We start from the raw sequence: 19,394 nt of genomic DNA, 5'->3' as shown, positions 1-19,394 counted from the left end.
CAGGGGCCGCGTGCGGCCCGAGGGGCGGAGGGGGACGGCCCCGCGCCGTCGTCGACGGCCGTCGCAGTGCGGCCGCGAAGGCCCGGCGACGTGACGCCCGCGGGACCGGAGACCCCCTTCGCCGCCGCCGAGGCGCTGGACGCCGCGCTCGGGGATCCGTGGGAGCCCGGGAACCCGTACGGCTTCGCCGCCGGGACGGCCCGTGACGACGAAGAGGCGTACCCGGCGCGGTGGGAGGCGCGGCTGCGGGAGGAGGACTTCCACGTCGCCTACCTGCCCGCGGACCTCGGCGGGAGCCTGCGCACGCTGGAGGACACCCACGTCCTCGTCCGCGTCGCCGCCCGGCGGGACGCGAACGTCATGCCCGCCACCATGTTCGGCATCTCCGCCGTCATGACCGTGCTCGCCGCCGGCACCCCCGAGCAGCGCAGGACCGTCGCCGCGTGGGCGCGCGAGGGCCGTACCGTCGCGTTCGGGCTGTCCGAGGAGCACGCGGGAAGCGACGTGCTGGCGAACACCTGCCGCCTCGACACCGCCGCCATGACGCTGACCGGCACCAAATGGCTCGTGGGGCGCGGCGCGAGCGCCGACGCGGCCGTCGTGGTGGCCAGGACCGCGGACCGGGGCCCGGCGGCGTTCACGGCGCTGCTGCTGGGCCCGGAGACCCTGGCCGACGCCCGCGTGCGGCGGCTGCCCGCGCGGCGCACCACGGGGATGCGGGGCATCGACTTCGCGGACCTGGCCTTCGACGCGGTGCCCGTGCCGCCGGACGCGGTGGTCGGCGGCGCCGGCGCCGGGCTCGCCGGGGCGATGCGGGCCCAGCAGATCGTCCGGCTGATGAGCACCGCGGGCGGCCTGGCGACCGCCGACACCGCGCTGCGCACCGCCCTGAGGTTCGCGCGGGCGCACCGCACGGGCGGCGAGCCCGTCGCGGACACCCCGTACGGGGCGCGGGAACTGGCGGTGGCCGCCGCGGAGTTCATGGCCGCCGACCTGACGGCGCTCGTCGCGGCACGGTACGCCCATGTCGCGCCGGGCACCTTCGGCCTGGCCTCGTCCGTCGTCAAGCGCGTCGCCACCCGGCTCACCGCCGACTGCGCGCACCGTGCCCGCGCCCTCGTCGGGGCGCGTGCGGTGCTGCGGGACGGCGACGGCCCGGGCGCCGTCCTCGACAAGGCCGTCCGGGACAACGCGATGGTCGAGGTCATCGACACCAGCGTGCTGGGCAACCTGCGGGCGGTCGCGATGTTCCTGCCCGCGTACGCCACGCCCCGGGAACCGGAACCGGAGCGCGAGCGCAGGCTCGCCGCCCTCTTCGACCTGGGCGGCGCCGCCCTGCCGGGCCTCGACCCCGCCGCCCTCGACCTGGGGGCCCGGCCGGGCGACGACATCCTGCTCGGCTTCGCCTCGCACGCCGACACCATCGCCGCCGAGCTCCACCGCAGGGGCGCGACGCGCGCCGCGACGCTGGTCACCGGGGTGCAGTCGGGCCTGGCCGCGACCTTCCGGGAGGCGGCGGCCGCGCCGCGGCAGCGGGCGGCCCCCGACCTGCTCGACCTGGCGGACCGGCTGTGCCCGCTCCACGCGGCCGCGACGGCGGCCCTGACCTGGTGGTTCCACCGCGACCGCGGCGGCCTGTACGGCGAGCCGGAGCCCGGCGGAGCCGGATGGCTCACCGCCGTGACGGCGCTGCTCCTCACGGTGGCCGAGGGCCGCGACCCGCGCACCGCCGGCCGGGACGTCGCCCCGGCGGGCCGGCTGATCGCCGAACTCGACGCGGCACGCCGCCTGTTCACGGCACTGCCGGTGCGGCTGTGCGACCGACCGGGACCGGAGGACGAGGAGACATGACCGATCTGCCCGCGCTCATGGCCGACCTGGAGCGCCACCTGGGGAGCCCCAACGACCCCGCCGGTCCCATGCCGTACGCCCGCGTCCTCGACCTGGACGAACGCGAGGCGTATCCGCACGAGTTCGTCGACCTGCTGGCCTCCTGGGGCCTGTACGACTGGATCGTGCCCGCCGCGCACGGCGGCCGGGCCGTCGACGTGCAGGACGGCTACCACCTGTTCCGGCTGGTCGCCCGCCGCGACCCCACCACCGCCACCGCGATGGTGATCACCAGCATCGCCTACATGCCGCTGTGGATCGCGGGCAGCGACGAGCAGCGCACGTCCTTCGCCGACCACGTCCGCTCCGGCGGCAAGATGGCCTGGGGCCTGTCCGAACGCCGGCACGGCAGCGACGTGCTCGCCAACGAGCTGACCGCGCGGCCCGTCGAGGGCGGCTGGCTGCTCGACGGCGAGAAGTGGACGATCGGCAACGCCACCCAGGCCGACGTCGTCATGCTTTTCGCCCGCACCTCCCCCCAGGGCGGCCCCGGCGGCTACTCGATCCTCGCCCTGGACAAGCGCGCCCTGACCGCGGGCAGCTGCGAACCGCTGCCCGACGAGCCGCTGCACGGCCTGCGCGGCCTCGACATGAGCGGGGTGCGGCTGCGGGACTGCTTCGTGCCGTCCGCCGCGCTCGTCGGCCGCGAGGGGCAGGGCCTGGAGATCGCCCTGAAGGCCGGGCAGTTCGCCCGCGTCCTGATCAACCTGATCGCGCTGAGCACGGTGGACACCGCCCTGCGCACCACCTTGGACTTCGCCACGACCCGGGAGGTCTTCGGCACCACGGTCTCGGCGATCCCGTACTCGCGGCGGCAGCTCGCGGAGTCCTACGCCGAACTGCTGGTCGCCGACGCCATGACCTCCACCGCGGTGCGCGCCCTGCAGATGGCCCCGGCGCAGATCAGCATCTGGTCGTCGGTGGTCAAGTACTTCGTGCCCACCCTGCTGGAGGGGACGCTCGGCCGGCTCGGCGTGGTGCTCGGCGCCCGCCACTGGCTGCGCGACCACCCGCGGCACGGGATCTTCCAGAAGGCGCGGCGCGACTTCGGCGTGGCCGGTTTCGCCGACGGCAACACCGTGGTCAACCTGAAGAACATCGCCCTGCAGCTCGGACCGCTGCTCAGCTCCGCCGTCACCCCGCCGCCGGGGCTGGTCGAGGAGGCCGCGGCCAGGGTCGCCGTGCTCTTCGACCCGGCCCACCCCATGGAGCCGTACCGGCCCGCCGGGCAGCAGCTGTTCAGCCGCGGCGTCGACGACCCGGTGGTCACCCTGCGCGCGGCCGTGGCCGAGCTGCGGCGGGAGGCGGCGGCCACGACCGGCCGCGACGCGGCCCGGCTCGCGGACGGCGCGGCGACCGCGGACGCGCTCGCCGGCGAACTGGACCGGATCGCCGAGGAGCACCGCAAGCTCACCTCCGCCCTCGGCAAGGCCGCCAGCCAGTCGGCCGAGCTGTTCGACCTGGCCGAGCAGTACACGACGGTCTCCGCCGCCGCGGCCGTCGTCCACCTCCACCTGCGCGGCCGGGAGAGCCTGAGCCCGCCGCTGCGCTCCCCGGCGGTGCTGCTGCTCTGCCTGGAGCGGCTGCTGCGGCGGTTCCACCCCACGCGCCGGGTGACCGGCCCCGAGGAGGTCGACGAGGTGGCCGCGGCGCTGGAGGCGGCGCACCGCGACGGCCTGCTCTTCTCCTTCCGCGCGTTCCCCGTCAACTGGTGACCCACCGATGGAGGCAGTGCTCATGGACACCGCGGTACCGTCCGCCGACCCGCTCGCCGACAGCGCCGACGTGTGGCTGCTCGCCGAGGAGGACGTGGACCGGTTCGCCGAGGCGACGGGCGGTCTGGAACTGCTGACCGACGAGGAGCGCGCCCGGCACGACCGGCTGCTGTTCCCCGCCGCCCGGCGCCGCTTCCTCGGCGCACGGCTGCTGTCCCGTCAGGTCCTGTCGCTCTACACCGACGAGCCACCGGACTCGTGGCGCTTCCGCAAGGGCAAGTACGGCCGGCCCGTCGTCGACGGTGCCGACTGGGGGCTGGACTTCAACATCACCCACACCAACGGGCTGATCGCCGCCATCGTCGTGCGCGGCCGCACCGCCGGAGTGGACGCCGAGACCACCCCCGCCCGGCCCGAGGCGATGCAGTTCGCGCCGAAGGTCTTCACCCCCCTGGAGAACGAGGTGCTGCGGCGCGACCGCGAGGACCAGCGCGGTCACGCCTTCGCCGACTCCTGGGTCGCCAAGGAGGCGTACACCAAGGCCACCGGCATGGGCATGTGCCGGGGCTTCGACGCCTTCTCCGTGCACCGCCTGCGCGACGGCGGCCTGGCCGTCGTCGACGACGAGATCCCCGAACCCGAGCGCCCCCTGTGGCAGGTGCAGGTGCTCCAGGTGTGGGACCGGTTCGCGCTCGGCGTGGCCATCCGCGCCAGCGAGGACGACGAGGGGCCGCTGCCGGTACGGCTGCGCTCCGCCATGGCAGAACTCCTCCCGGAGGGGACATCCCGATGACCGCGAACGACGACGCCCACGCCCCCTTCCCGCTGACCGAGATCCAGTACGCGTACTGGGTCGGCCGCGGCCCCAACTTCGTGCTCGGCAACGTCGCCCCGCACGCCTACTTCGAGCTGGAGGGCCGCCGCCTGGACCCGGCGCTGCTCTCCCGCGCCTGGACCCGGCTCATCGAGCGGCACGGCATGCTGCGCTGCGTCGTCGGCGAGGACGGCCGGCAGCGGATCCTGCCCGAGGTCCCCGCCTACGAGATCCGCTGCACCGACCTGCGCGGGGCGCCCCCGCAGGAGGCGCAACGGCATCTGGCCGAGGTGCGCGAGGAGATGTCGCACCGCGTGTACACCGCGGCCGACTGGCCGCTGTTCGACATCCGCATGTCCCGGCTGCCCGGCCACGACCGGCTGCACGTCAGCCTCGACCTGCTCATGGTCGACCTGGCCAGCATCACCGTGCTGTTCAGCGAGTGGGCGCAGCTGTGCCAGGACGAGGAGCGGGTGCTGCCGCCGGTCGAGGTGGGCTTCCGCGACTACGCGCTCGCCCTGGAGCGGGGCGACGAGTCGCCGCGGCACCGCGAGGCACGGGAGTACTGGACGGCGCGCGCCGCGACGCTGGCCCCGCCGCCCGACCTGCCGCTGGCCAAGTCCCCGGTCGCCGTGCACAAGCCGGTCTTCACGCACCGCGAGTTCCACCTGGCGCCGGAGGACTGGAAGCGGCTGCAGGGGCGCTGCGAGGAGCGAGGCCTGACCCCGACGGCGCTGCTGGCCACGGTGTTCTCCGAGGTCCTGGCGATGTGGAGCGGCACCCGCCGGTTCACCCTCAACCTCACCCTCTTCAACCGGCTCCCGCTGGTGCTCTCCGGCGACGGAGCAGGGCACCGCGGAGTCCACCCCCATCTGCGCCGCGTGGTCGGCGACTTCACGTCCATCTGCCTGCTGGAGACGGACGCGAGCGGCGGCGTTCCGCTGGCCGAGCGGGCCGGCCGCGTCCAGCGGCAGCTGCGCAAGGACCTGCGGCACCGCCACGTCAGCGCCCTGCAGGCGCTGCGCGAACGTCGCCGCCTCGGCCTGCAGAACGGCTTCGAGACGATGCCGGTCGTCTTCACCAGCGGCCTGGGCACCGCCGCGGACGTCTCGTCGGCCATGGACCACTTCGGTTCCATCACGTACCGGATCAGCCAGACCCCGCAGGTCTGGCTCGACCACCAGGTCGTCGACATCACCGGAAGCCTGGACCTGACCTGGGACGCGGTCGAGGAGCTCTTCCCCGAGGGCATGCTCGACGACATGTTCGCGGCCTACACCGGCGCCGTGGCGCGGCTCGCCGCCGACGGCGCCCCGTGGGACGAGGAGCTGGTGATCCCGCTCCCCGCCCACCAGCTCACCGCCCGGGAGGCCGCCAACGCCACCGAGGGCGAGGCGCCGTCCGGACTGCTGCACTCCGCGCTGCCCGACCGTGCCGAGCGGCATCCGGGGCGTCCCGCCGTGATCACGACCACCGGCACCGTGACCTACGGCGAACTCGCCGCGTGGGCCGCCTCCGTCGCCGGCCGGCTCTCCGGCGGCGACCTGCGCGACCGTACCGTCGGCATCACCCTCGACAAGGGCCCCGCCCAGGTCGCCGCCGCCTACGGCGTGCTCATGGCGGGCGGCGCCTACCTCCCGGTCGGGCCGCAACTGCCCGCCCTGCGCCGGGAGCGCATCCTCACGGACGCCGGGGCGGTCGCGGTGGTCACGGACGCCGGGACGGACGCGCGGCTGGAGTGGCCGCAGGACCTGCCCCGCGTCGTCACCGAGCCGCCCTCCGGCACCACCGCCAGCCCGGACGCCGCCGTGCAGGCGGGCCCGGCCGACCCCGCCGACCTGGCGTACGTCCTCTACACTTCGGGCTCGACCGGCACCCCCAAGGGCGTGATGATCGAGCACCGGGCGGCCCTCAACACCGTCGCCGACATCAACGAGCGCTTCGGGATCGGCCCCACCGACCGTCTCTTCGGCCTCGCCGACCTCGGCTTCGACCTGTCCGTGCACGACCTGTTCGGCACCTTCGCCGCCGGGGCCGCGCTGGTGCTGCCCGACCCGGACCAGCGGGCCGAACCCGCGCACTGGGCCGAGGTGATGGCCGCGCACGGGGTGACGGTGTGGAACTCGGTGCCCGCGCAGATGCAGATGCTGGTCGAGCATCTGGAGGCCGGGGGCGCGCAGGTCCCGCCGGACCTGCGGCTGGTGCTGCTCAGCGGCGACTGGATCCCCGTCGACCTGCCCGGCCGCATTCACGCGCTGTGGCCCCGGGCGCGGGTGATCAGCCTGGGCGGTGCCACCGAGGTGTCCATCTGGTCGATCTTCCACCCGGTGGAGGAGGTCCCGGCGGGCGCGACGAGCGTGCCGTACGGCAAGCCGCTGCGGAACCAGACCTTCCAGGTCCTCGACGAGCGGTACGCGCCCTGTCCCGTGTGGACCGCAGGCGAGCTGTACATCGGCGGCCACGGCCTGGCCCGCGGCTACCGGGGCGACGCCGAGCGCACCGCCGCGGCCTTCGTCACGCATCCGGTCACCGGCGAACGGCTCTACCGGACCGGCGACTTCGGCCGCTACCTGCCGGACGGCAGCATCGAGTTCCTGGGCCGTAGGGACGGTCAGGTCAAGATCAACGGACATCGTGTGGAGCTCGGCGAGATCGAGGCGACCCTCACCCGGCACCCGGGCGTGGACAGCGCGGTCGTGGTGAAGGCCGACGGCGAGGCCGGCGCGGCCCGGCTGCTGGGTTACGTCGTCCCGGCCGGGGACCCCGGCGGCGCCGACGGGCTCTTCGTCACCGAGCACGCCGATCCCGACCGGGCCGAAGCCGACTGGCGGGCGCTGTGCTCCGCCGCCGAGGTGCCCGCCCCCGGTCCCTCGCCGCGGGAGCTGCGCGCCGCCTGGGACGTGCTGAACGAGGTGTACGCGACCGCCGTCGGCACCGCCTTCCGCCGCCTGGGCCTGCCCGACGACGCCGCCGGTGTCGCCCCGCGCTACGAGCGCTGGCTGGCCCGGGCGGTGGCGGCACGGCCGCCCGCCGCGGACGGCATCCCCGACGCGCTCGCCGCCCGCAGCCGCACCGTGCTGGGCGAGGTGCTGGGCATCCCCGAGGACGTCACCGACTGGATGCTGGCCCTGGCCGGGGACGTCGCCGGGGTCCTCACCCAGAGCGTGCACTCCGCCGAGCTGTACGCCTCCGACCGCACCCCCGGCGTCTACGAGCGGCTGTTCGGCCCGACGTACGCCGTCGCCACGGAAGCGGTGCGCCGCCTCACCGCCGGATGGCCGGCCGACCGGCCGCTGCGCGTCCTGGAGGTCGGCGCGGGCTACGGCTCGCTGACCCGGCACCTGCTCCCGCTGCTGCCCGCCGGCCGCACCGCGCCCACGGAGTACCTGTTCACCGACATCTCCCGCTACTTCACCGACCGGGCCCGCGAGGTCCTCGGCACGGAGCACCCCTTCCTGCGCTGCGACCTGCTCGACCTGGACGCGCCCCCGCAGACCCAGGGCTTCGAGGACCACACCGCCGACCTGGTCGTCGCCGCCAGCGTGCTGCACGACACCCGTCAGGTGCGCCGCACGCTGCGCACCCTGCGGGGGCTGCTCGCCCCCGGCGGGACCCTGCTGATCGTCGAGCAGACCGCCTTCCACCCGTGGTTCGACCTGGTGATGGGGCTCCAGCAGGGCTTCGACACCTTCGAGGACACCGAACTGCGCACCACGCACCCGCTGCTCGACCGCGCGCAGTGGGCGGCCGAACTCGCCGCCGCGGGCTTCACCGACAGCGCCGTGCTCACGCCCCGCGACGGCGGCCCCGGCTCGGTGGGCTTCGACGTCCTCGTGGCACGCGGCCCCGACCGGCGCAGCCGCTTCGCCCCCGACGCGCTGCGGGACTTCGCCGCCGGGCAGCTGGCCGCCCACATGGTGCCGGCCCAGCTGTTCGCGCTGACCGAGCTGCCGCTCAGCGGCACCGGCAAGGTCGACCGCAAGGCGCTCGCCAAGGCCGGCGCCCGCACCGCCGCGCGCGGCCGGCCCGCGAAGCCGCCGCGCACCGACCGCCAGCGCAAGCTGGTCGAGATCTGGCGCGAGGTGCTCGGCCTCGGCAGCGCCGACCTCGCCGACGACTTCCTGGAGGCGGGCGGCGACTCGCTGCTCGCGGCCCGGCTGGTCGCGTCCTTGCGCACGGCGTTCGGGATCACCGTGCCCGTCGGCACGGTCCTGCAGTACACGACGGTGGAAGCGCTCGACGGCCACCTGGAGGGGCTGCTCGGCCCGTCCGAGCCGCTGACGGAGGAGACACGATGACGTACGAGCAGATGCGGGAGTGGATCGTCGCCTTCCTGGCGGAACTCCTCGACGTCGCGCCCCACGAGATCGACCCGACGCTGCCGCTGGACCACCTGGGCTTCGACTCGGCGACCACCCTCGACCTGTGCGGGCGCCTGGAGGAGGACCTGGGGATCGACACGACACCCAAGGCGATCGCCGACCACCCGACGGCCGACGCCCTCGCGGCCCATCTCGTCGCCGTCCGACCGGCCCCCCTGGGGAGGTAGTCCCGCCGTGATCACCCAACTGTCGGCCCGCTGGCTGGTCAGCGGGCCCGCCCGGCCCGGCGCTCCGAAGCTGTACTGCTTCGCCCACGGCGGGGGTTCGGCCGCCGAGTACGTCCGCTGGGCGCGCGCCCTGACCGGCGTCGAACTGCACGTCGTGCAGCTGCCCGGCCGCGGGTCGCGCTTCGGGGAACCCCCGCTGACCTCGATGGGGACACTGGTCGCCGCGCTCACCGAGCAGGTGGCGTTCGGCGCGCCGTACACGTTCTTCGGGCACAGCCTCGGTGCCCTGGTGGCGTACGAGCTGGCCGGCGCCCTGCGCGAGGCGGGCCGCAGGCTCCCGGAGCGCCTGGTGGTCTCCGGCTTCCCGGCGCCCCACCTGCCGCGCACCTCGCGGGGGCTGCACCTGCTGCCGGACGACGAACTGCTGGCGGAGGTCTCCCGGCTGCACGGCGGCATCCCGCGGGAGGTGCTGGACGAACCGGAGCTGCGGGCGCTGGTCGCGGTGCCGCTGCGGGCGGACTACACGATCGTGGAAACCTACCGCTGGGGGGACCGGCCCGCGCTGGAGGTCCCCGTGACGGTCTTCGGCGGCCGCGACGACCGGGTCGGCGAGGCCGAACTGGCGGCCTGGCAGGAGCTGACGACCCTTCCGGTGGAGGTGCGCACCTTCCCCGGTGGCCACTTCTACCTGCGCGAGCACAGCGCGGTCGTGCTCCGCGCGCTCGCCGCCCGGCTGCGGACGCCGCCGTGCTGACCTTCGCCGCCGCCTCGCTCGTCCTGATCGTGATCCCCGGGCCCGACCAGGCGCTGATCACCAGGAACGCCCTGGCAGCGGGCCGCGCGGGCGGGCTGCTGACGATGGTGGGCGGGGTGCTCGGGCTGGGCGTGCACATCGCCTCGGCCGCGCTCGGGGTCTCGGCGCTGCTGATGGCCTCGACGGTCGCCTTCACGGTGCTGCGCACCGTGGGCGCGGGCTACCTGCTGTACATGGGCTTCACGACCCTGCGCGCGGCCCGCCGCGCCGCCGACTCCCCGGAGCCGGCGGACGGGGACCCGCCGCCGAACGGCGCGGCCCACCTGCGGCAGGGCTTCCTGTCCAACTCCCTCAACCCGAAGGTCGCCCTGTTCTTCGTGACCTTCCTCCCGCAGTTCCTGCCCGCCCAGGGCAGCGTCCTGCCGCGCGCGCTCCTGCTCTCGCTGGTCTTCGCCGTGCTGTACGTGACCTGGTTCGGCACCTACGTCGTCGTGGTCGACCGGGTCGGCGCGGTACTGCGCCGGCCCGTGGTGCGGGCCCGCGTCGAACGCGTCACCGGAGTGCTGCTCATCGGTTTCGCGCTGCGCCTCGCGGTGCACTGAGCGCGCGGCCTGCTCCGGGCGGCGCTACCCGCGGCCCGCCCGGAGCCGGCAGACGACGAGGTCCCGTGGGTCCGCGGTCTCCGGGCAGTCGTAGACCTCCTCGATGCGGGCCGCGACCGAGGGGTCGACCCGGTCCAGGTCGAACCAGGCGCGCTGCAGGACGGCGTAGGGCGCCGGGTCCTCGGTGATGCAGCGGGCGTTCTCGGCGTGCGACCGGAGCGCGCTCACGTCCGGCAGGTACCGCACGCGCTGCAGGAAGGTGGGGATCGGGTACCGGCACCGCACCGGGTGGTCCACGAAGTAGGCGTCGTCGCCGAAGGCCAGGTAGAGCACGGGCGCGCCGTCGGGGATCCGCCGGCGCACCGCGTCCGCCGCGGCGGCCTTGTCCGCGCTGGTCCGCAGGTACTCGGCGTTGGTCGAGCTCACCCCGGCACGGCTCATCAGGTGCGGGGAGGAGGGCCAGACCGTCACCGCCACGCACAACGCCCCGCAGAGCGCGACCGGGGCCAGGGCGGCGCGACGCCACCGGGCGGTGCCGGGGCGGCGCGCACCGTCACGGGCCAGGCGCAGGTCGGCGCACGCCGCGGCCAGGGCGACAGCGCCGGCCAGCCAGCCCGCCGCCGTCCCCTGGGCCCAGGCGGGCGCGAGGGAGGCGAGGGGCACCAGTACCGCGTACAGCGCCGTGACCGCGGTCAGGAAGAGCGGCGGCCGCTTGAGGTCCGCGTACCAGCGGGCCACCGCCAGGCCCCACACGGCCGCGGCGAAGACCGGCAGGGCGGCGGCGTGGTAGGCGAACCAGTTGCCCTGCACCGCCACCGCGGCCAGGCAGCCGGCGCAGACCAGCACCGCCAGCACGGCCCACTCCACCCGCTTGCGCCGGTCCGCCTGACGGGACAGCAACAGCAGCAGCGCGGCGGGGAGCAGGGCGACCATCGGGCTGAAGTAGACCCGGTTCGCCAGGAAGTCGGCGGCCCTGTCGAGCAGGAAGGCGGGGTCCACGCCCTGCCGGGTCAGCGCCCCCTTGTTGATCCGGGGCATGTCGCGGACCCACTGCCACTCGTGGGACCCCGACCACAGACTGATCGCGAAGAGCAGGGCCCCGCCGGCCACCGTCGTCCCGGCGAGCAGCAACGCCCTGAGCCGGTCGACGGCGAGGACGACGAGCAGCGCCATCGCGGCCGTCGCCGCCGTGGAGTACTTCATCAGCACCGCGAGCGCCAGCGGCAACGACGCCACGAGCGCGGCGGTCCACGGCCGGTCGAGGCCCAGCACCAAGGCGACCGCCACCACCGACAGCAGCGTCGCGGCCCACTCGGGTTGCAGGAAGTCGGTCCGCGGCGCGAACGCGAGGGAGAGCCCTACCACGGCGGCCGTGATCGTCGCGTCGCGACGCGGCAGACGGCGTGCCATGGCCCAGCGCAGCACCAGCGCCGCGGCCGCGCACAGCAGGATTCCGGCGAGCCGGATGATCATCTCGCGCACGGCGACCGGTCCGGCCGTGACCGAGTCCAGCCCGGCGACGAACCACCGGTAGAAGAACGGCCGGTGGGTGAACGTCTCGGAGGGCGAGAGGCCGTCCGCGCCGGCGGTCCGCAGGCACGCCAGGACGTACCGGATGTCCCCGTGGAGTTCCGCCGTCGTGACGGACCAGCCGAGCAGCGCGAGCACGGGGAGCGCGGTGACCCAGTGGAGGAGCCGCGGGGTGCGGCGGGTGGCCGGTGGGAGCGGCGTGTCGAGGGTGAGCAGGCCCGAGTCGTTCACGGGCCGAAGCTAGCATCCACATAACGGACTTATCGAACACATCGTTCGACGGATGCCGCCGTCACCGTCCGTTCCCCGGATGTTCATCCGCACCGTCGTCGCACCGTGATCCGCACCGTGGTCGCACCGCAGCAAGGTGAATTCCACTTTCGCGGGAAACCCCGGTGCCGGTGTGCGCGCCGGACGGGCCGGTTTCCCATTGAGGATCCCGATGGCCGTATCACGAGGACGGCGGCGAACCCGCTGGACCGCCGAGTTGCCGGCGGGGGATTCTGAAGTTGCTTTTTCCGCCCCGGAATGCAGTGGAAAGGAAAGAGAAATGACTGCTCCTGTCGCGGCGCTCCAGTGCCTGGTGTGCGACACGGACATCCCGGTCCGGCAGGACTGGCTGAAGGGCGAGATCACCGAGTGCGCGGCCTGCGGCCAGGAGCACGAGGTCGTCGAGAAGTCCGAGGCCGGCGCACGGATAGAGCTCGCGCCCGAGGTCGAAGAGGACTGGGGCGAGTGACCGGGTCCGACGCCGGGTTAGAGGTGCTGCTGTCGGCCACCGTCCTGCGCCCCGACGAGAAACTCCTCCTGGAGGCGTTGCGTTCGCGGGGGCTCGCGGTCCGCCCGGTCCTGCTGGAGGACCTGGCGGGGCTGGTGACGGGCCGGAAGAAACCGCCCGCCCTCGCACTCATCCGCAATCTCTCGCACCGCGAGGCCGTCAATGTGGCCCGCCGGCTGGAATTCAGCGGAGTTCCCGCGCTGAATCGCGCGACGACGATCGAGACCTGCAACGACAAGGGCCTGCAGGCCCTGTTGTTCAGCAGGCACGGCGTCCCCCACCCGGAGTCCTTCCACGCCTTCAGCTACGCGCAGGTCCGCGAGTCGGTCGGCGAGGTCGGACTGCCCGCCGTCATCAAGCCGGTGAGCGGCTCCTGGGGCCGCGGGGTCTCCCGGATGACCAGCGAGGAGTGCGTCGAGGCGTGGATCGGCGGACGGGAGTCCGCGGACGCCGCGGGCAAGCTCTTCCCCGTCCTGGTCCAGCGGTACGTCGACAAGCCCGGCCACGACCTGCGGATCGTGGTCGTCGGCCGCACGCCCGTCGTCGCCATCCGGCGGGTCTCGCCGGACTGGCGCACCAACACCCACCTCGGAGCCGAGGTCGTACGGGTCCCGTTGACCCGCGAGATGGAGAAGCGCTGCGCCCAGGTGGTGGACGCGCTCGGCGAGGGCTTCTACGGGGTCGACCTCGTCGAGGACCGCACCACCGGCGAGCTGATGGTCCTGGAGGTCAACGCGAACCCCGAGTTCGCCCGCTCCTCCGCCAAGCACGGCGTGGACGTGGCCGGCCACCTCGCGGACTACGTCGTCGAGACCTACCGGCCCGAGTCCGCCGCCACCGCCGCGTAACCGGCAGACGGAGGAGAACCCCACCCATGGAAGCGTTCGACACCGCCACGGTGCTCACCCGGGTCCTCACCTCGGGCGTGGTGATGAGCATCGAGAAGAGCGACCGCGAACTGCCCGGCCTGGAGCGGCTGCTCACCCGGCGCACCGGCCGCGCCAGGGCCGCGCTGTTCAACAGCCGCAGCGGCGCCCTGCACGGGGCGCTCGCCGGGCAGGGCATCGGCCACGGCGACCGCGTCGCCGCCCGGCCGGGCGCCGGCGACCGGGAACGCGCGTTCCTGGACTGGCTCGGCATCACCGCCGTCGCCGGCGCCACCGGCGACGCCGCGGGCCCGGTCCCGTACGACCTGGTCGAGCTTGACGCCGGCAACGCCCACGACCTGGCCCGGCTCGCCGCCGCGGGCACCGAGCCGGTGCTCGTCGTCGACCTCACCGGCCTCGGTTTCGGCCCGGCCGCCGCGGTCCTGACCGACGACCCCGCCGTGTGGGCCCGCGCCGAACGGCTCAAGATCTTCGGCGCGTACGACCTGCGCACCATGTGGACGCAGGAGGAGGCCGACCCGCGACTGGTGCCCGGCGTGCAGTTCAACTACCGGCTGAGCCCGCTGGTCGCCGCCTGCGTCCGGATGGCCCTCACCCAGGCCGCCCCGCCGGGCGACCTCTCGGGAGCTGACTCATGATCACCGACTTCCCCGCGGCACCCCTGCCGCTGCCGCACCCCGACGACGTGACCGCCGAACTGGCCGCCCTCGGCGGCGCGCCGGTCATCCCCAGGGACCTGCGCCGCACCCTCTTCCCGGTCATCACCAAGGAGGACGTCTTCAACCTCCTGCTGGCCCAGCGGCAGGACCCCGACAAGGTCGTCGCCGACTTCGCCGAGGCCTACCGGGCCTACGTGGGCGCGGCGTTCGCGCTGCCCACCGCCAGCGGCACCTCCAGCCTGCACATGGCGCTGGTCGGCGCGGGCGTCCGGCCCGGCGACGAGGTGATCGTCCCGGCGTTCACCTTCATCGCCACCGCGCAGGCCGTCGTGGCCGCGCACGCGGTCCCGGTTTTCGTCGACGTCGACCCGCGCACCTACTGCATGGACCCGGCCGCGGCCGAGGCGGCGGTCACCGAGCGCACCCGCGCCCTGATGCCCGTCCACGTCCACGGCCTGCCCGCCGACGTGACCGCGCTGCGCGCCCTGGCCGACCGCCGCGGCCTCGCCCTGGTGGAGGACGCCTCGCACGCCCACTCCGCCCGCGTCGGCGACCGCGTGGCCGGCTCCTTCGGCGACGCCGCCGGGCAGAGCCTGATGGCCGACAAGAACTTCCCGCTCGGCGGCGAGGGCGGCATCGCCTTCTTCGCCGAGCAGGAGTCGTACGACCGGGCCACGGCCTACCTCGACCGGCACGGCATCGACTACGGCATGGCCTGGATCGCCGCCGCCTTCGGCGCGAGCCAGTTGCAGCGGCTGCCGTACTACGACGCGGTCCGCGCCCGGAACGCCGCCCTGCTCGGCGAGGCCCTGAAGGACACCGGCCTGTTCACCCCGCCGTACGTGCCCGAGGGCCACGTCCACGCCTACAACATGTACCGGGTCACCCTGCACCCCGAGGCGATCGGCCTGGCGGACCTGCCCGCGTACGCGGTCAAGGAGGCCGTCCACGAGCTGCTGGTCGCCGAGGGCGTACCGGCCCGCGAGTGGCAGAACACGCCCATCCCCTGCCACCTGCCCTTCGTGCACCGGGCCGGCTTCGGCGGCGGTCACCCCTTCACCCTCAACCCGGGCGCCGTGCGCGACCACACCCCGCAGGACTTCCCGGTGATCCGGCACATGCTCGACACCACGCTCGTGCTCTGCCGCGAGCTGCGCTCCCCGGTCGAGTACGAGCGCATCCTGCGCTACGCCGACGCCTTCGCCAAGGTCGCCCGCCGGCCCGACGCGATCCGCAAGCTCGTCCAGGAGGGCGACTTCCGCCGTCCCTACGAGAAGGCGGCCCGCCTTGGCTGACACCACGCCCGGCACGGTCCGGGTCGCCGTCGCGGGGGCCAGCGGCTACAGCGGGGGAGAGCTCGTCCGGCTGCTGCTGGACCACCCCGGCGTGGAGCTCGCCTTCCTGTCCGCCGAACGCGCCGCCGGTGCCGCGCTCGGCGCCGTCCACCCGTGGCTGCGCAACCACCCGCGTGCCGCGGGGCTGACGCTGCGCCCGCTGCGGGAGCTGGCCGACGAAGGCAACGACGTCGACGTCGCCATCTCCTGCCTGCCCACCGGCACACTGCCCGGGCTGCTGCCGCTGCTGTCCGGGCACGCCAAGCGGGTCCTCAACGTCGCGGGCGACTTCCGGCTGCGCGACCCGGGCGAGGTCCGCGCCCACTACCCGCGCACCGCCGAGCAGCCGGCCGCCGAGGACTTCGCGTACTACGTCCCGGAGCTGTCCCCGGCCGTCCCGCAGGGCCGCTTCGTCAACCTGCCCGGCTGCATGGCCGTCGCCTCGGTCTACGCCCTGCACCCGCTCTTCGCGGACGGGCTCGCGCTGCCCGAGGTCGTCGTCGACGCCAAGACCGGCTCCACCGGCGGCGGCCGGGACAGCGGCGAGCACCCCGCCGAGCGGGCCGGCAACTTCCGTGTCCACAAGCCCTTCGGGCACCGGCACGCCCCCGAGATCCGGCAGGCCATCGCCGACCTCACCGGCACCGTGCCCGAGCTGCGCTTCACCAGCCACAGCCTCGACGTGCCCCGCGGCATCCTCGTCACCGGGTACGCCCGGCTGCGCGAGGGCGTGACCGGCCTGGACGTCAAGCGCGCCTACGCACGCGCCTACAAGGGCCGCCCCTTCGTCAAGGTGCGCCCCGCGCCCAGGGCGCCGCAGGACTTCCCGATGCTCAAGGCGGTCGTGGGCTCCAACGTCGCCGAGGTCGCCGTCGTCGTCAAGGACGACCAGGCCGTCGCCGTCGCCGCCCTGGACAACCTGGTCAAGGGCGCGGCCGGGCAGGCCGTCCAGGCGATGAACCTGCTCTGCGGCCTCGACGAGACCGAGGGCCTGCCCCGGACGGCGGTGGCACCGTGACGTCCCCGTACCGGCCCCTGTACGTCGTCAAGGTGGGCAGCGCCACCCTCGCCCGCGGCGCGATCCTCCACGAGCTGTCCGACCTCGTCGCCCGCGGCGCCCGCGTCCTGCTCGTGGCGGGCGGCGCCGTCGGCATCGAGCGGCACTACACCGCCCTCGGGCGCGCCATGCCCGAACTGCGCCTCGCGAGCGGCGACACCGTGCGCTACTGCCCGCCCGAGGAGATGACGCACATCGTCGACGCCTACGAGCGGGTCACCCTGCCCTCGGTCGAGGCGGGCCTGCGCGACCTGGGCCGTACCGTCCTCACCGCCGTCGCCGCCCGCGGCGGGCTCGTCGGCGGGCGCGCCAACCGGCCGCTGAAGACCGTCACGCCCGAGGGCCGCAGCCGCGTCGTGCGCGACCACCGGGCCGGGGTCCCGCAGGACGTCGACACGGCGGCGCTGCGCGCCCTGCTGGACGCGTACGACGTGGTGTGCGTGTCGCCGCCGGTGCGCGACCGCGACGGGGGCGCCCCCCTCAACGTGGACGCCGACGTCCTGGCCGCCGCCCTCGCGCGCGCCCTGGACGCCGACCACCTCCGCCTCGTCACCGGCACCGCCGGACTGCTCACCGACCCCGCCGACCCGGCGTCGACGCTCCGCCACGCCCACCCCGGCGAGGCCGCGCGGTACGCGGGCGGCCGCATGCGGCAGAAGGTCCGCGCCGCCGAACTCGCCCTCGACGGGACCGGGGACGTCGCCATCACCGGCCCCCACACCCTGGCCGAGCCCACCGGCTGGACCCGGTTCTGGCGCGAGGCGCCCCCCGAGCAGGACCTGACCCTGCTCGGCCGCGCCGCCGGCATCCCCTCCGTCTCCGGGGACGAGCACGAACTCGCCGCCTACCTGCGCGAGTGGTGCGCCGGGCACGGCATCGACGCGCACATCGACGCCGTGGGCAACCTCGTCGCCACCCGCGGGGACGGCCCGCGCCGCCTGCTGCTCCTCGGGCACCTCGACACCGTGCCGCACCACTGGCCGGCCGCCTGGCGGGACGGCGAACTCTCCGGCCGGGGCACCGTCGACGCCAAGGGGAGCCTCGCCGCGTTCCTGGAGGTGCTGGCCGCGGCCGACGTCCCGGACGACGGCCAGCTGCGGGTCGTCGGCGCCGTCGAGGAGGAGGTCTCCTCAGCTAAGGGTGCCTTCCACGCCCGCGACCACTACCCGGCCCACGCCGTCGTCGTCGGCGAGCCCAGCGGCTCCGGCACCCTCACCCTCGGCTACTTCGGCCTGTTCAAGCTCCGCCTCACGGCCACCGCCGCCAGCGGCCACTCCGCGGGCATGGGCGCCGTCACCGCGCCCGACCTGCTGCTGCGCGCCGTCGCCGGCATCCGCGCCGCCGTCGCCGCCCACGCGCCCGACGCGCTCAGCGCCCTCATCGACGTCCGCACCCACGACTCCCGGGAGGCCCAGCGGGCCGTCGGCACGCTCAACTTCCGCATCCCGCCGGACGCCGACCTCGCCACCGTCCGCAAGGCCGCCCTGGTGCTCGACGCCCCTGGCGACGGCCTCGCCGTCGAGGTGCTCCGCGCCACCCCCGGCGTCGCGGGCGGCCGCGCCACCACCCTGGCCAGGTCCTTCGGCCGCGCGTTCGCGCGCGCCGGCATCCGGCCCCGGCACGTCGTCAAGAAGGGCACCTCCGACATGAACACCCTCGCCACGACCTGGCACGGCGTCCCCATGGTCGCCTACGGGCCCGGCGACGCCTCCCTCGACCACACGGACGCCGAACGCCTCCCGGCCGACGAGTACCGCCGCGCCCGCGGCGTCCTCGCCGACGCCGTCCGCCACTGGTTCACCTCCGGCGGCGCGGCATGACGCCCGCGACCGCCGTACGGGAGACCGCGCACCGGCCGCTCGTCGAACGGGCCCGCCGCGCCCGCGAACTCGTCGTCGACATGGCGGCGAGCCCCCGCGGCTGCCACCTGGGCGGGAGCCTGTCCGTCCTCGACGTCCTCGTCGCCGCCCTCGACCACGCCGCCGCGGCGGACGACGGCACTCAGGTCGTCCTGAGCAAGGGCCACGCCGCCGCCGGCCTGTACGCCGCGCTCCACGTCACCGGCGTGATCCCGGACAACCCCGCCCCGCACTACGGTCTGGCCGGCCGGCCCTACACCGGCCACCCGGGACCCAAGGTGCCGGGCGTGGTGTTCCCGACCGGGAGCCTCGGCCACGGCGTGGCGTACGCCGCGGGCTGGGCGCTCGCGCAACGGCTGCAGGGCGGCACCGGCAAGGCGATCGCCGTCGCGGGGGACGGCGAACTCCAGGAGGGCCTGGTATGGGAGACCTGCCAGGTCGCGGCCGCCCAGCGGCTCGGCGGGTTCGTCCTGGTCGTGGACCGCAACGGCGGCCAGAACGACGGCATGGTGGCCGACATCTCCCCCCTGCCGCACCTCGCGGAGCGCTTCGCGGCCTTCGGCTTCGACACCGCCGAGGTCGACGGCCACGACCTGGGCGCGCTGTCGGCCCTGTTCGCCGCCGACCGGTCGGCCGCCACCCACCCGCTCGCGGTCGTCGCGCACACCGTGAAGGGCAAGGGCGTGCCGCCCGTCGAGGGGAAGGCCGCCTCGCACTACGTGACGATCGACGCCGCGCGCGCCGCCCAGTGGAAGCGACTGATCCGATGACGTTGTCCGGGCGCGACGCCTACCGCGCCGAACTCGCCGCGCTCGCCGCCGGGGACGACCGGGTCCTGTGCCTGGAGGCCGACCTCGGCGGCAAGGGGCACCCCTTCCAGCGGGCGCACCACCGTGGCCGGTTCGGGGCCTTCGGCGGGGACACCGCCACTCGTCCCCTCGCGGTCGCCGTGTGCGCCGCTCCGTG

General features: G+C 74.9%; 15 protein-coding genes and 1 pseudogene. 15 read left to right on the top strand and 1 reads right to left on the bottom strand.

The genetic code is table 11. From position 1 onward, the window contains the following. The first annotated feature begins 90 nt into the window (after nucleotides 1-90). Genes PV410_RS17370 through PV410_RS17340 form a run of 7 tightly spaced genes read left to right on the top strand, consistent with a single transcriptional unit; the run spans nucleotide 91 to nucleotide 10,324 of the window. Nucleotides 91-1,851, top strand: coding sequence for an acyl-CoA dehydrogenase family protein (locus PV410_RS17370; protein WP_500325483.1), 1,761 nt, complete (start codon nucleotides 91-93; stop codon nucleotides 1,849-1,851). Continuing rightward, nucleotides 1,848-3,605, top strand: coding sequence for an acyl-CoA dehydrogenase family protein (locus tag PV410_RS17365; protein ID WP_500325481.1), 1,758 nt, complete (start codon nucleotides 1,848-1,850; stop codon nucleotides 3,603-3,605). Before PV410_RS17370 ends, PV410_RS17365 begins: the two co-directional genes overlap by 4 nt. Nucleotides 3,606-3,627: 22 nt before the next feature. Further along, nucleotides 3,628-4,398 (top strand): 4'-phosphopantetheinyl transferase family protein, encoded by a 771-nt coding sequence (locus PV410_RS17360; RefSeq protein WP_499513965.1) that lies wholly within the window; start codon nucleotides 3,628-3,630, stop codon nucleotides 4,396-4,398. Next, nucleotides 4,395-8,717 carry a non-ribosomal peptide synthetase gene (locus tag PV410_RS17355; protein WP_500325479.1) on the top strand — a complete coding sequence of 1,441 codons (4,323 nt, stop codon included), beginning with the start codon at nucleotides 4,395-4,397 and terminating at the stop codon, nucleotides 8,715-8,717. The genes PV410_RS17360 and PV410_RS17355 overlap by 4 nt, the downstream gene beginning before the upstream one ends. Next, nucleotides 8,714-8,968, top strand: a complete 255-nt coding sequence (locus PV410_RS17350) for an acyl carrier protein (RefSeq protein ID WP_500325477.1) — start codon at nucleotides 8,714-8,716, stop codon at nucleotides 8,966-8,968. Before PV410_RS17355 ends, PV410_RS17350 begins: the two co-directional genes overlap by 4 nt. Nucleotides 8,969-8,975: 7 nt before the next feature. After that, nucleotides 8,976-9,722, top strand: coding sequence for a thioesterase II family protein (locus PV410_RS17345; RefSeq protein WP_500325475.1), 747 nt, complete (start codon nucleotides 8,976-8,978; stop codon nucleotides 9,720-9,722). Further along, nucleotides 9,716-10,324 (top strand): LysE family translocator, encoded by a 609-nt coding sequence (locus PV410_RS17340; RefSeq protein ID WP_500325473.1) that lies wholly within the window; start codon nucleotides 9,716-9,718, stop codon nucleotides 10,322-10,324. The genes PV410_RS17345 and PV410_RS17340 overlap by 7 nt, the downstream gene beginning before the upstream one ends. Before the next feature lie 24 nt (nucleotides 10,325-10,348). Here PV410_RS17340 and PV410_RS17335 read toward each other — a convergent pair whose 3' ends face one another. Then, nucleotides 10,349-12,085, bottom strand: a complete 1,737-nt coding sequence (locus PV410_RS17335) for a hypothetical protein (RefSeq protein WP_500325471.1) — start codon at nucleotides 12,083-12,085, stop codon at nucleotides 10,349-10,351. Nucleotides 12,086-12,404: 319 nt separating this feature from the next. Between PV410_RS17335 and PV410_RS17330 the strand changes: the two genes are divergently transcribed. From PV410_RS17330 to PV410_RS17295, 8 genes and pseudogenes are all read left to right on the top strand, one after another. After that, complete coding sequence (locus PV410_RS17330) at nucleotides 12,405-12,593, top strand: lysine biosynthesis protein LysW (RefSeq protein ID WP_450387848.1); 189 nt, start codon at nucleotides 12,405-12,407, stop codon at nucleotides 12,591-12,593. Beyond that, nucleotides 12,590-13,480 carry a RimK family alpha-L-glutamate ligase gene (locus tag PV410_RS17325; RefSeq protein ID WP_499513971.1) on the top strand — a complete coding sequence of 297 codons (891 nt, stop codon included), beginning with the start codon at nucleotides 12,590-12,592 and terminating at the stop codon, nucleotides 13,478-13,480. Before PV410_RS17330 ends, PV410_RS17325 begins: the two co-directional genes overlap by 4 nt. 26 nt (nucleotides 13,481-13,506) lie before the next feature. Further along, nucleotides 13,507-14,157: an aspartate aminotransferase family protein gene (locus PV410_RS17320; RefSeq protein ID WP_500325469.1), complete on the top strand. Its 651-nt coding sequence runs from the start codon at nucleotides 13,507-13,509 to the stop codon at nucleotides 14,155-14,157. Further along, the gene (locus PV410_RS17315; protein WP_500325468.1) at nucleotides 14,154-15,473 is read left to right on the top strand and encodes a DegT/DnrJ/EryC1/StrS family aminotransferase; all 1,320 of its coding nucleotides are present in this window, start codon (nucleotides 14,154-14,156) and stop codon (nucleotides 15,471-15,473) included. The genes PV410_RS17320 and PV410_RS17315 overlap by 4 nt, the downstream gene beginning before the upstream one ends. Continuing rightward, a complete protein-coding gene (gene argC, locus PV410_RS17310; RefSeq protein WP_500325467.1) occupies nucleotides 15,466-16,530 on the top strand; it encodes an N-acetyl-gamma-glutamyl-phosphate reductase in 1,065 nt (354 codons plus the stop codon). Before PV410_RS17315 ends, argC begins: the two co-directional genes overlap by 8 nt. Continuing rightward, complete coding sequence (locus tag PV410_RS17305) at nucleotides 16,527-18,389, top strand: M20/M25/M40 family metallo-hydrolase (RefSeq protein ID WP_500325466.1); 1,863 nt, start codon at nucleotides 16,527-16,529, stop codon at nucleotides 18,387-18,389. The genes argC and PV410_RS17305 overlap by 4 nt, the downstream gene beginning before the upstream one ends. Beyond that, the gene (locus PV410_RS17300; RefSeq protein WP_500325464.1) at nucleotides 18,386-19,198 is read left to right on the top strand and encodes a thiamine pyrophosphate-binding protein; all 813 of its coding nucleotides are present in this window, start codon (nucleotides 18,386-18,388) and stop codon (nucleotides 19,196-19,198) included. The genes PV410_RS17305 and PV410_RS17300 overlap by 4 nt, the downstream gene beginning before the upstream one ends. Next, nucleotides 19,195-19,394: pseudogene (locus tag PV410_RS17295) on the top strand (hypothetical protein); the annotation flags it as partial. The gene PV410_RS17300 and the pseudogene PV410_RS17295, both read left to right, overlap by 4 nt.

The organism is Streptomyces sp. PA03-5A (assembly GCF_033792725.1).
Classification (GTDB): Bacteria; Actinomycetota; Actinomycetes; order Streptomycetales; family Streptomycetaceae; genus Actinacidiphila.
The sequence above is the reverse complement of the archived record's forward strand: the minus strand, read 5'-3'. Positions and strand labels throughout refer to the sequence as shown.